At 62.4% G+C, this 13,094-nt stretch carries 9 protein-coding genes and 1 pseudogene; 1 reads left to right on the forward strand and 9 read right to left on the reverse strand.

Annotated elements, in window-relative coordinates:
• Positions 1-3 precede the first annotated feature (3 nt).
• The 6 genes from RQ479_RS18765 to RQ479_RS18790 form a co-directional block, all read right to left on the reverse strand.
• Positions 4-2,424: a polysaccharide biosynthesis tyrosine autokinase gene (locus RQ479_RS18765; protein ID WP_376702164.1), complete on the reverse strand. Its 2,421-nt coding sequence runs from the start codon at positions 2,422-2,424 to the stop codon at positions 4-6.
• A gap of 149 nt (positions 2,425-2,573) precedes the next feature.
• Positions 2,574-3,470 (reverse strand): UTP--glucose-1-phosphate uridylyltransferase GalU, encoded by an 897-nt coding sequence (gene galU, locus RQ479_RS18770; RefSeq protein WP_292659383.1) that lies wholly within the window; start codon positions 3,468-3,470, stop codon positions 2,574-2,576.
• 79 nt (positions 3,471-3,549) lie between these two features.
• Complete coding sequence (locus RQ479_RS18775; RefSeq protein ID WP_376702165.1) at positions 3,550-4,500, reverse strand: glycosyltransferase family 2 protein; 951 nt, start codon at positions 4,498-4,500, stop codon at positions 3,550-3,552.
• On the reverse strand, positions 4,490-5,440 hold the full coding sequence (locus RQ479_RS18780; RefSeq protein ID WP_376702166.1) for a glycosyltransferase: 951 nt from the start codon (positions 5,438-5,440) through the stop codon (positions 4,490-4,492). The genes RQ479_RS18775 and RQ479_RS18780 overlap by 11 nt, the downstream gene beginning before the upstream one ends.
• Positions 5,440-6,435 carry a glycosyltransferase family 2 protein gene (locus RQ479_RS18785; RefSeq protein WP_376702167.1) on the reverse strand — a complete coding sequence of 332 codons (996 nt, stop codon included), beginning with the start codon at positions 6,433-6,435 and terminating at the stop codon, positions 5,440-5,442. The genes RQ479_RS18780 and RQ479_RS18785 overlap by 1 nt, the downstream gene beginning before the upstream one ends.
• Positions 6,436-6,446: 11 nt before the next feature.
• Positions 6,447-7,619: a glycosyl transferase family 1 gene (locus RQ479_RS18790; RefSeq protein ID WP_376702168.1), complete on the reverse strand. Its 1,173-nt coding sequence runs from the start codon at positions 7,617-7,619 to the stop codon at positions 6,447-6,449.
• Between the two features lie 291 nt (positions 7,620-7,910).
• Here RQ479_RS18790 and RQ479_RS18795 point away from each other — a divergent pair.
• Positions 7,911-8,915: pseudogene (locus RQ479_RS18795) on the forward strand (polysaccharide pyruvyl transferase family protein); the annotation flags it as partial.
• 270 nt (positions 8,916-9,185) lie between these two features.
• On the opposite strand, the gene RQ479_RS18800 reads toward RQ479_RS18795, so the two are convergent.
• From RQ479_RS18800 to RQ479_RS18810, 3 genes are all read right to left on the reverse strand, one after another.
• Positions 9,186-10,649, reverse strand: coding sequence for a lipopolysaccharide biosynthesis protein (locus tag RQ479_RS18800; RefSeq protein WP_376702169.1), 1,464 nt, complete (start codon positions 10,647-10,649; stop codon positions 9,186-9,188).
• A complete protein-coding gene (locus RQ479_RS18805) occupies positions 10,646-11,932 on the reverse strand; it encodes a glycosyltransferase (RefSeq protein WP_376702170.1) in 1,287 nt (428 codons plus the stop codon). Before RQ479_RS18805 ends, RQ479_RS18800 begins: the two co-directional genes overlap by 4 nt.
• A gap of 67 nt (positions 11,933-11,999) precedes the next feature.
• The gene (locus tag RQ479_RS18810) at positions 12,000-13,079 is read right to left on the reverse strand and encodes a glycosyltransferase (RefSeq protein ID WP_376702171.1); all 1,080 of its coding nucleotides are present in this window, start codon (positions 13,077-13,079) and stop codon (positions 12,000-12,002) included.
• Positions 13,080-13,094 lie beyond the last annotated feature (15 nt).

Genomic DNA, 13,094 nt, shown 5'->3' on the forward strand with positions numbered 1-13,094 from the left:
CGCTCAGGCGGCTGCCTTAGTACGCGCTTCCGATTTTTCCAGATAGTAGCTCGAATATTTGTCGAAGAATTTTTCCGAGCCGCCGATCGCGCCATACTTGGCCAGCTTCTTCAGTTCGACCTTGTTCAGCACCGCGCCAATGATCTTCTTGGCGATGTAGGGCTCCGAGCTGAGCACGGATTGCACCATCGCACGCGGCGTGCGTCCCCACTCGGTGACCAGCACGAAGCCGTCGACAAGCGGAGCGAAGGCCTTGGCGTCGACGACAGGCCCGAGCGGCGGCAGATCGACGATAATGTATTCGAAGGTTTCCTTGGCGTTATCGATGAAACGCCGCATGCCGGCTGAAGACAGAAGCTCGCTGGTATGCGAAAACTGGCCACGCAGGACGGCCGGGATGATCGCCAGCTTAGTCTGCCGGTCGATCTTGCCGACCGACTGCCACGTCTGCCCGCTCACCACAGCTTCCATCAGGCCCTGCTCGGCCTCCATACCGAGGCTGCGGCTGAGGCCGGGATTTCGCAGGTCGCCGTCGATCAGCAGCGTTTTAGATCCGTTGACGGCAAGCAGCCCGGCAAGATTGGCCGCCACCGTCGACTTGCCTTCGCCGGGAAGCACCGAGACCACGCCGATGACCCGGCTGCCCTGGCCCTCCATGACGACGTCGAAGGCGATCTTTGCGTTGCGCAGCGTCTCGGAGAACATCGATGCCGGTGCATCGACGGTTACCCGCATCCGCGCACGTTTTTCGGCTGCCGACAAGGTTTTGGAGGGCTGGGATTTGGAGGACGTGGCGGTCTTGGATTCAACGACTTTGACGTCAGGCTGACCGCCATTGCGTTGCTCATCCTTGCCAGCCTTGCCGATGACCGGGAGATAGCCGAGGAATTTGAGGCCGACACGGTCGCGCACATCCTCGCCGGTCCTGAAGAAGCGTTCCCTGAATTCATTCAGACCACCAACCCCGGCCCCCATCATTATGCCAAGCGCCAGCGAAAGCCCCAGCACGATGGCCGTTCGCGGGGTTGCGGCCGACTGCGGCATCGTCGCGTCCGAGATGACCCGGATCTTGCCGACCGGGAAGGATTGCTGCTGGGCGGCCTCCTCGTAGCGGTTCAGGAACGTCTGGTAGAGCGTCGACAGCGCCGTCGCCTTCTGGTCCAGCTCACGCAGCTTGACCTGCGACTGGTTGTCGATGGAGCTCTTGCCAGCCGCCAAGGCGACATTTGCGCGGAGCGCGGTTTCGCGCGCCAGAGCGACCTCGTATTCGTTTCGGTAGCTTTCGGTCAGTTGCTTCAGCTCGCCGAAAATCTGCGCCGATATGTCGGCCTTCTCCTTGGCGAGCGCGACGGCCTGCGGGTGTTGCGGGCCGAAATTCGCTTCGACGTCCTGCTGCCGCTTGGCGACGGTGAGATAGCGGTTCTTCAGCGTCGTGATGACGGAGCTGCTCGGCTGGTCGTTCGATATCGCTGCGTCCTTGAACGCATTATCCGAGCCGCTTTCGACGATCGACTTGTACTGCTGATAGCGGGCGCCGGCACGTGCGGTATCGGCCTGCGCGACGATCAGCTGGGTGTTGAGATCGGACAATTGCTTGTCGCTGATCAGCTGGCCGTCATTGACGGCCAGTCCATGTTCGGCCCTGAACTTTTCGACCGCCAGTGCAGCCGCCTGGGAGCTCTCGCGGAGCTCGGTCAGCCGGCCTTGCAGCCAGACCGCCGCCCGCTCGGTCGCGTCGAAGCTGGCATCGAGCTGATCGGCGAGATACGCGTCGGCATAGGCCTTGGTGATGGCGGTCGCAAGCGCCGGATCCGTCGCTTGGAAGGAGATGCTGATGACAAAGCTTCGTCCGATCCGCTCGGCGTCGAGTTGGTTCTGCAGTTTGAAGATTGCGTAGTCGCGGGGCGACGACGATGCGGTGATCGCATCACGCGTCGCAGCATCAAGCTGAGTGACATCGGATGTGCTAGCGGCGCGCTTGGGGCGGACAGACTGGATGACACCGCGCACAAAGCTTGCGACCTTCGACAGGGCCGATGTCGGAGGATTCATGAAAGCGTCGTTCTGATCGAGCTTCAACTTATCGACGACTACCCCCGCCAGCCTGGCCGACTGCAAAATTTCGATCTGGCTTAGAACGGCGGAGTCGGTCTGCATGCTGACCGACGCCGCCGAAATGTCGTCGACGACCTTGTTCAATCCTTCGTCGATCAGCACGCTGCTCGTCGCCACATAGGTAGGAGGCGTGGTCTGCAAATAGAGCACGCCGAGAAAGAGACCGATGACGGCGCAGGCGGCAACCACTTTCGCCTGCCGCGCGGCCATGCCAAGCAGGCGCTCGATGTCGATGAAGTCTTCGGCGTTTGCCGCATTTGAAGCCGGCAATTGCGTCCTCTTGTCGACAGGAAAATTGGCATAGTTCATCTTCGGTCCAATTCTAGTTTGCAGGCGCTACCGCCTCGAAGATCGGGACATAGGGTGCAAACCTTGCGCCGGACAGTGCGCGTTGCGCGCAGCGCAACGGCCTGTCCTGCGTCATCAGCCGCACCCACAATGCCTCGAAAAAATGGACATTATGCGGCTTCTTCCCGACGCTGATGCGACTGGACGAATTCCTGCAGCATCTCGAAGATCGGGCCCTTCATATCCTCTCGCGCCAGCGCGAAAGCGACATTGGCCTGGATGAAGCCCTCTTTCGAACCGCAGTCGAACATGCGGCCGTTGAAAGGCTGGGCAAAGAAGGCCTGCGTCTGTGCCAGGCGCACCATTGCGTCGGTCAGCTGGATCTCGTTGCCGGCGCCGCGCTGCTGGCTGGCCAGCAGCGAGAATATCTCGGGCTGCAGGATGTAGCGGCCGTTGATGTAGAAGTTCGACGGTGCGTTGGCAGGAGCCGGCTTTTCGACCATGGCCGTCACCTCGAAGCCCGTGCCGACATCCGCGCCGCGCCCGACAATGCCGTATTTGCTGGTCTCGGTCGGATCGCAACGCTCGACGGCGATAACGTTTGCGCCAGTTTGCGCATAAAGATCGGCGACCTCGGCGAGACACCCGCGCCCGCCGAAGGACACCATGTCCGGCAAAAGCAATGCGAAGGGCTCGTCACCGATGACTTCGCGCGCGCACCAGACGGCATGGCCGAGGCCTTGCGGCGACTGCTGGCGGATGAAGCTCGTCGCGCCGGCGACGGGAAGCAGGCTTTCAAGCGATTCGAGTTGCGCCTTCTTGCCGCTCTGCTCCAGGGTTCCGATCAGTTCAGGATGCAGGTCGAAATAGTCCTCGATCACGGCCTTGTTGCGGCCGGTGACGAAGACGATGTGCTCGATGCCGGCCTCGAACGCCTCGTCAACCGCATATTGCACGACAGGCCTGTCGACCACTGGCAGCATTTCCTTCGGCATGGACTTGGTCGCCGGCAGGAACCGCGTTCCAAGCCCCGCCACCGGTATGACTGCCTTCCTGACTTTTTTCATTGCATGTTCCTTCTGAGGAGATCGATTTCAACCTGTCGCAGGCGGCGAAAACTGTCTTCATTCATTCGCCTGCAGCCCTTCACCTCCCCGCCACCACGGCAAACTGTGCCGCTACCCTTCGCAGCCGGACGGCGATCGGCATGCTCATATGCCGAACCGCCGCCGGATCGCTGAGCGCCGTCCATATCGCCTTGAGCGGGGACCGCGCCTTGATGTGCTGGACCAGCGACAGGAATGATACCGCCCGCCGCAGGCTGCGAGCGCGCCTGGCGAAGGCCGCCGCGGCCGGAGCATCCATGGAATGGGTCGCGGCGAAGCTGGCATCGGCCCTGCGCATCGCCTCGACGTGGTGAAGTTCGAGCACCCGGGAGATGGAACCGGTGCGAATGTGGTAGATATAGCCCGTCGTCGGCTCGACCACGCATTTGCCGCCTTTGGCCAGAGCACTGGCCAGGAGGATATAGTCTTCGCCAATGATCAGGCTTTCATCGTAACGAAGCCCGTTCTCGTTCAGGAACCGGCGCTGGAAGATCGGCTTGAGGTAGCCGAGATTGAACCTCGATTCGAAGAGGACATTGCCGCCGATGAAATCCGCCAGCGAGATTTCACCGAGGCCTTCCAGATAGTCGGCCGGGAACATCGTCTCTTCGGCAACGCCATCCTCGCGAACGACCTGCAGATTATCGACCGCGATCTCGGCGCCCGCTTTCTCCGCGCGTTCGATCATGGTGCAGATTCGCCCGGGATAGACCGCGTCGTCCGAATCGAGGACCGCGACCCACCTGCCGCGGGCAAGCTCAAGGCCGGCATTCCGTGCGCCTCCGGGGCCACGGTTTTGCTCAAGCGCGACAACGCGCACGATGTCTTCGGGGTAGGATCTCGCCAGGTCGAGCGTCCGGTCGCGCGACTTGTCGTCGACGACGACGACCTCGACGCTGACATTGCGCTGGGCGACGGCGCTGGCAATCGCCCGATCGATGGTCGCCTCGGCATTGTAGGCGGCAATCACGAAGCTCACGTCAGGCTGCACGCTTGCCCCCTTGCTGCGGCGAAGACAGGCCGTATTGGCGGATTTCACGAACCCCGACGAGGCCGCTGACGACGCCGGCATGCATAATGCCGCGAAGCACGCTGCGGTTCCGGCGTACGGGGTCGATGGCGACCGGAATTGCCGACAGGAAACTGTAGGTGGCCTTTGCCGTGGCAATGCCGACCTGCTTGAGCCGGGCAAGGCCGTGTGCGTTGCGCCCCAGAAGGTGACCGTGCGTCTGCCCGACGCGGAACCGGCGGCGGCCGAGCCAGTCGAATGCCGCCCTGGCAGGTGGCACCGCTTCGTCGACCCAAGCCTCCGGCGAAAAGGCGATGCGGCCGCCGGCCTTGACCATCTGGTCGAAGAATTCCGTATCTTCGCCGCCGGTCTGGCCACGTGCCAGGCTGAAGCGCCGGCCGCGCAGGCTCTCAGCGCCAATCCTGAGCAGGACGTTGCAGGTGTAGCCGGTGCGGATTTCGCCGCGCACCCAGACCGGCGAGGTCGAGTGGAAATCGCCTTTGCGCATCCAGGCGGGCGCCTCCGGCCGGTACCGGGCTTGCACCGGCCCAAGCACCGCCGCAGCACCAGTTGCCTCCGCCGTCGCAACCAGTTCGGCAAGCCAGCCAGCGGTTGCCGTCTCGTCGTCGTCGATAAAAGCGACGAAATCCGACGCACTGGCATCGAGGCAAGCGTTGCGCGCGATCGAGATGTTGCGGGCCGGGGCGTGCCGGTAGGTCACCGGCAGCCTCAGCTCCCCTGCCAGCTTGGCGACCAGCGGTTCGGCCGTCGGCGTATCGTCGTTGTCGGCAATGACGATACCGACATTGTATCCCGCAGGCATATCCATGGCTGCTACGGAGCGAAGCGTGTCGGCAAGCTCCGGCCGGCGAAATGTGCAGACGCAGATATCGATGCTTAGATTTTTCCTGACCGGGTCCATCACGCTACCCCGCGCTGCGGTCGCGGTGCGAGCAGTTGCAGCCAGAAACCGACCGACCAACCGAAATGCATGACCATTGCCGAGACCCCAGCAAGTGCAATGTCGGGTTTGCGCTGACTGAGGGCGGTCCAAAAGCCGTAGCCGAGGCAGACCGACGCCCATAGCAAAAGCGGCACGGCCGCCAGCCAGTGGACGAAGGAAAAGGCGGCGAGAAGAACCACGGGGAACACCAGAAGCGGCACCATCTGCCGGATCTTCGGGATCATGCGGTGCTTGAGAACGTTCTTCGCCCGGCCACGGCCATAGCCGAGGTACTGAAAATAGAGACCCTTCAGCGAGGAGCGCGGGTAGTAGACCATTTGCGTCTTGCCGGTCATCCAGATGCGGTAACCGGCCTGGCGGAGCCGATAATCGAGCTCGGCATCCTCATTGTGGCTGAACGTTTCGTCATAGCCGCCGACTGCGGTGAAGGCCGAGATCCGCATCATTGCGTGGTGGCCATGATCGACCCACTCCCCGGCCGAAAGGTGCCGGTGCTTGGAGCCGCCGGTGCCGAGCCTGGAGTTCTGCGCCGCTGCCGCTGCTTTCTGCACCATGCCGCTGCCACTGGTCAGCATCGAGACGACGACCGAATCCGCGTGGGTGGCCTGCGCTTCTTCGACCAGCCGGTCGCAATAATCCACGGGATAGCCGCCATGCGCGTCGATGCGAATGAGATAGTCGACGCCATCCCCGAATCTGGCGACGGCGAGATTGATCGCCGCGCTCTGCAAGCGCTTTTCATTGTGGAGCAGGATCACCCGCCGATCTTTTGCGGCGATGTCTGCGACGATCGTCCTGGTGCCGTCCGTACTGCCGCCATCGGCAACGATGATCACGGCGCCCAGCCTCTCGGCCGCAGGGCGAAGCTCTCGAAGCAACGCGCCGATATGGGCCGCTTCGTTCAGGCACGGAACCACTATCATGGAGGATGGGAGCGTTTCGGTTTGCGTCATCGGCAGTCCTTCTATGCCAATGCTTCGGCAGCATATGGACCGGGAGCCGCGACCAGGCCGCGGAGTTTTTCGACGAGCGCCCGGCAATCGGCGCGGTCGTGGCTCCAGGTGCGCGGATTGCGGGCGAGAACACGCGCCCTCAATGTCTCGAACCGATGCTGCTCCATCGTGCCGACGGCAGCTTCAAGCGCCTCGGGCGTGGCTTCTGGCAAAAGAACGCCGATGCCTTGTCGGTCAAGGAACCGGCCGGTTTCGGTGTTACCCATTGAAATCGGCACGGCTCCGAAGCGGCAGCCCTCATATAGCCGGTTGGGCAGCAGCCATTCGGAATTCAGGCCCTGCTCAAAAAAGTCGATTGCCCAGGAAAAGTGAACCTCGCGGTAGATCGCCGCCATGTCCTCGGGATTGCGGTAGGGCCCGCCAAACGACAGCCAGGGTTCCGATTCAACAAAACCATGGAAATCAGGAAATTCGGACAACGCCGGCCGGCCCCTGAGGACGATTTCAAAGCGGCCGTCGAGACGGCGCGTAAATTCGGCCAGAAGCTCCAGGGATCGGCGGCAGCGGAGCGCACCGAACCAGCCGATCCGCCATGGCGGCGCAACGGGATTCTCCGCCGTAATGCGGTCATCCAGCGAAGCCGCGGCCGGCTCGAAATACTTGTTTTCGAGCAGCTCGACCGGCGCGGCAATCTGTCCGAACGGCTTGAAATAGTTAGCGATGAAGGCCGGAGAGCTCGTCACCAGAAGCTTCACATCCCTGGCCAGGAAGCGTTCTGCGCCGCGCATCGCCCAGCCCAGCGGATCGTCGCGAAGCAGCAGGCGATGGATGTCCAGGCACTCGTAGACGATCGGCACTGTTGCCTGGAAGGCCGACCTGGCCCGGCGGGCAAGCGCCAGCATTTCCAGATTGCGCGCGATAATGAGGTCGGGCCGTCGCATTGAGCCCAGCTTCGAACCGGTCGAGACCACCGCCTTCATGATCGCCGCCAGACGCTGGGCGAATCGGCCGTCACGAGTCGGGCCGAGATCGATCGGCTGCAAGCCCTCGACATCAGCAACTGCGCTTGCCGTACGGCGAAAGCCCGCCAGCGTAACCTGGGCGCCGCCTGCCTTGAGCATTATGATCCGCCGGCGCACTGCCGGGTCGGAGACGTCGTGTACCAAGTACAAGACATGCAGCATGAAAACTCGACCGCTGTTGGCCCGCCCGCGACGATGCTAGTACAGCTCTTGCTGCATCGCAACATTTTTGGTTGCAGCGTAGCAAAGTTCCACATTTTTTGTTGCACTGCAAAATCGATGGGTTAATCTCGCTCTGCTTGGGCCGCATGGACCGCGCGTTGGCCTGCCATCGGGCTGCGCGCCAATAATCAAGACGCGAGGACCATCCTGGCGTGCAGCATTTTCGGCCAACCCGCCCCCTCGGCATCCGTCGACCGAACCGCGGGACTACTCACGAAATGAGGTCATTCCATGAAGATCGCGGTTGAAAACACCGTCTGCTTGAATACCGGGGATGCAGCGATTCTCCTGGCGATCCGCCATGTTTTCAAGACGATCGTCCGGGACGACATCCAGTTCTACGTCTTCGACAGCCAGCCGGAGGTAGCGGCGAGGCTCTACACGAAGAAGGACTATCCTGATCTCGAATTCCACAAGCTGCTGTCGGAATCGCTGTTCCGCTACAAATACGGCAGCGGCCTGAAGAACCTGTTCAAGCCGATCTACAATTGGCTCGTCCTCAATGCCCTGCGGCGGTTCGGCATCCGTGGCGTTCTCGGGCGTTTGTTCGGCTCAAGCAATCGCCGTGGTCTCGAGGTCTACAAAGATGCCGACCTCGTGGTCACGACAGGCGGAACCTATCTCGTCGAGACCTACAATCTGGAGCGGCGCCTCAATCAATTCAGGATCGACGCGCTTCTGGGCAAGGACCCCGTCTTCTTCACGCAATCGCTTGGCCCGTTCAACAAAAGTTACAATCGCCGGGAGTTGAGCCCGATCTTCGATCGGAGCCCGCTTATCCTGCTGCGCGACGAACGTTCGAGAGGCCACATTGTGGACATGGTGAAAGACCTCGGCAAATGCCACGTCGTGGCCGACGCCGTCTTTGCCCTGGCCGACACCGACAGGATCGGAAAAATTCTGGCCTCTGGCCAGTCGGCGACCGTCACCGGCCGCGTCGCCATTTCCGTCCGTCACTGGAACTATGTTAGCGACGGCGAGGGCGGCATGCGCCGCTACATCGACTCGATCCGCGAGATCGCGACCATCCTGGTCAGGGACCACGCCAAGGAGGTCACCTTCGTCTCCACCTGCCAGGGCGTGCCGGAATACGCCCATGACGATTCCAAGACGGCGCGGACGATCGTTGCCGAACTCGATCCGGAGATCGCCAAGCATGTCAGCGTGGACGCTTCGTTCCACACGCCGGAGCAACTGATGGAACTGGTGAAAGGCTTCGACTTCGTTGTCGCAACGCGCATGCACATGATGATCATGTCGCTCTGCGTCGGCACGCCGGTGCTGCCGATCGCCTATGAATTCAAGACCAAGGAACTTGCCAAGCGGATCGGCGTCGCCGACCTGCTGCTCGACATCGACACGGTGACGCCCGAGGAAGCGAGCGAGAAGCTCGGCAAACTTACCGCCAATCTCGACCTCTATCGCAGGACGAGCCTTCAGGCAGTGCTTGAGGAGCATGCGTCGGCGATGTCGGCAGGTGAGCTTTTGAGGCCGGTGATTGCCGGCCTAGCGGGCGTTGCGCATGGCGCTGGAAAGCGTGGTGAACAGGGCGCTGCGCGACTGGCGAAGGGCAAGCATGAGGACCAGTCCGATCGAATAATTGAGGGCAACCGCCAAGACCACCGCGAGCAGGTCTGACTGGCCGGTCAGCGATGCCGGCAACTCCCGGTACACGGACCAGGCAAGCAGCGACGACGCGATAAAAAGCCCCTGCATGACCAGGAAGTCGGCTGCGGTCACCGGGCCGACCCGGTGGACAAGAACGGCAAGTACCGGGACGCGCAGCACATAGCCGCTGATCGCGTAGGCCGCGGCAACGCCGACGGCGCCCCAGTGCAAGCCGATGATGAAGGCGGCGACCGTCGTCAGCGACGAGTAGATGCCCCAGTGGAACATGGTCTTGGTCTTGCCCTGGCAGATGAAGATCCATCCGGTAGTGCTCGAGACGGACTGGATCAGGCTGGCGATGCCCAGCCAGGCGAAGATCGGCGCCACCGCCGCCCAGCGCTCGCCGAAGAGAAGCCCGACGACCTGGTCCGACGTCAGCGTCAGCGCCGCGATGCCGGGCATGGTGATGGCCGCCAGCATCCAATTGGTTCGCACATAGATGTCGCGAAACCGCGCCTTGTCCTCATGGATGCGGCTCAGCAGCGGCACCATCACGCGTGTCAGCGGCTGGTTGATGTTCTGCAGCGGAAACAGCAGGAGCTTATAGGCGCGGTCATAGTAGCCGAGTTCGATCGCGCCCGAATATTTTCCGATCAGGATGTTGTCGAGATTGCGCGAGAAGAAGTTGGCCAGATTGAAGCCGGTCAGATTGGCGCCGAAGGACAATATGTCGGTATCGACCTTCAGGTCCGGCCGCGACGGCGTCCAGCGCGCCACCTGCCACGCCGCAGCCAGCGCGACAACGGCCGAAACCGCCGGGCCGATGACCAGCGACCAGTAGCCCAGTCCCGCATAGGCGGCGATTGCGGTAGTCGCAAGTCCGGCAGCGGCGGTAATCACATCGTTCAGTGCGAGCTGGCCAAAGCGCAAATGGCGGTTCATCAGCGCCAGCGGCACCGCGGCGAGACTGCCAAGAAGCAGCGGCAAGGCAGAGCCGATGGTGATCCCGACCATGCGTTGATCGCCGTAGAAGGCAGCGATGGCGGGCGCCAGGCATGCAACCACCACGGCACTGCCCAGCCCCACCAGCGCACTGATCCAGAATACCTGGTTGAGCTGCTCGGTGCTGATGTCCTTGCGCTGGACCACAGCCTGTTGCAGGCCAAGGTTTTGAAGCAGTCCGACAAAGGCCACGATCGGCCCGACGGAAGCCACCAAGCCGAAATCCTCGGGCACGAGCAGACGGGCAAGCACGATGACCGAGAGAAACTGGATCGCCATCTTGAAGCCTTGCGCGCCGATCGTCACCACGCCGCCGCGCAGGGCGACGCGACCGAACTGGGGGGGCGGGTTGGCGTTCATGCCGGGTGCCTGGCTTCGGCCAGCTGGGCAACGATCTGCGCAAAACGTTCGTTGAGTACGTCCGCGTTGAAATCCTGCTCGATCTTGCGGCGCGCCGCACGTGCGATGCGCTCGCATTTGTCCGGGTTCTCGGCCACCCAGACAAGCTTGCGGGCCAACGCCGCAACGTCTCGCTCCGGTGCGAGGAAGCCTGTCTCCTGATCCTCGATCAACTCGGGAATGCCCGAGTGATAGGTGCTGACCACGACCAGTCCGGCGGCCATGGCCTCCATCAGCGCCACCGGAATACCCTCGAGATCGCCGTCTCGCGCGGCAACGCTTGGCAGCAGGAATACGTGGGCATCGCGCAGGCGCTGCTTGACCTCGGCGTGCGGGCGCGGCCCGAGGAAAGTCACCCGGTCGGCAATGCCGAGCTTTGCGGCGAGCTTCTTCAACTCTTCCAGCAATTCGCCGCCGCCAATCACCGTATAGACCCAATCGCGCCGCGGCAGGCTGGCGAGCGCCCGAAGGGCGAATTCGATGCCCTTCTTCTCGGTCAGCCGGCAGACCGAGATGAAGGACAGCGTGTCCCGGTCCCAGGAACGCCAATGGTAGCCGATCTCATCGGGCCGCACGCCCATATGGTGAACCATGACCTGCGCGGAAGGTGCGCCGACGCCGATCAGGGCATCGCGGAAAAACGCGTTCACCGGGAGCTGGAGAACGCCCTTGTCGAAGACAACCTTGTAGCGCGTGAGCGTGTTGTCATGCAGCGGTTCGCCGACATCGCGGCCGTGGAATATGGTCACCAGCGGAGCGGAAATCCGGCCTCGTTTCATGGCGCGGGCGACGCGCATGCCGTTATTGCCGAAATGCGCGACGATCACATCGGCGTTCTGCAATTTGCGCGCAAAGGCGATGTCGATAGCGGTCGAGAGCTTATCCCAGAACCTGCCCGACCATCTCCTGAGCGTCGGGCGAAAGCGCCCCAGCCCGCCCCACCAGCAGACGACCTTGCCAGGTAGCGCCTGCCAGCGGCGATCGTCGATGTTGCTGTCCTTGCCGAAGGACGTCTCGTTGCAGATGACGCCGACCTGCATGCCGCGCTCGAGGCACCCTTCTATCTGATCGAGGACGAAGGTCTCCGACAAAGAGGGGAACTTATCAACTACGAAGCAAATCTTCATCGAATGGACGATCTTTCGAGGCCGGTCGGCGATCTGCTCGCGCGGATGAGGGCTGACGCCAGTCGCCGTAGTGCGAGGCGCTTCAAGCGTCCGGTGTTGTGCGCGATGTTGTCCCAAGCCATCCCCTCGGGTCAGGCGCGAAGGCTGGCTTTTGGGCGACATGCACGGCTTTGGGCGAAATGCATCAGGCGGCACGCTCCAGTGCGCCTTGCCTGGCGTTGTCGAGAACGCCGAGGAAGGTCGCGAACTGAATGTCGGGATTCATCTGCGGCCGCTCCGAAAACAGCTGCGCCGCCGCCGACAGCCGGTCGTACTCGGCCTTGTCGCTCCATAGCCGCCTGACCGCGGCGACCCAGTCGTCGACCGGTGCGTCGTAGTCGAGCACAATGCCGCCGGTGCCAATCGCTTCCGGCAGGCCGCCGCGGCGGGACCCGACGACCGGAATACCGCTGCAATGGGCCTCGGATGCCACCCGCCCCCAAGCTTCTTCCCATTTGCTGGGCGCCAGCAGGATCTTGGTGCGGCCATAGACGGTCTTCATGTCGCTGGTGCGGCTTTCCAGCCTGACGTTGCGCAGCGGCGAGATGATCCGTTCGATCTGCGCCCGGTGGTCGTCGTCGAGCTTCCAGCTTTCGACGAACAGGAACGGAATTTCGGGGCATTGGCCGGCGATGCGCACGGCGAGTTCGAACCCTTTTTCATTGTAAGGATTGATCAGTGTGACGAATTCACCGGTCGTCGGCGTGCTGTAGAGCCCGGGATTGATGGTCGGCGGGATCACGGTCGAATCGATGCCGAACTTTTCCTTATAGGTGAGCGCGGTGAATTCGGAGTTGGCGATATAAAGTGCCGAATGCAATTCGCGCAGGTCGCCGGCCAATTCGTGGAATTCGACGTTCCGCAGATAGACCACCAGCGGCACGCCGAGCGCCTGCAGCGCCTTTCCGATCGGCACCGATTTGTGGCACTGCACGACGGCGACATCGGGATCGAGCCGTTCGACCGCGAAGTGCGCAGCCTCCCAGGGAAACCATGCCCGCACGACCGGATAGCCAGGATAGCTGTCGATGACCGCACGCTGGCGAAGCAGCTTCATCTTGGCACGCGCCTTGAAACCGAACATGCCGTCACCGAACAGCGCCGCCAGAACCGAGGCGTCATGACCGTGCTCGCGCAGTTGCTCGACCAGATGATGCGTGCTCGACTGAACGCCACCGCTGAACTGCGGCGTGTAGCCGTTGCCGCCCGCAAACAGAACTTTCATGGACCTGGCTCCTTG

The sequence above is a fragment of the Mesorhizobium sp. ISC25 genome (assembly GCF_042295465.1).
GTDB lineage: Bacteria > Pseudomonadota > Alphaproteobacteria > Rhizobiales > Rhizobiaceae > Mesorhizobium.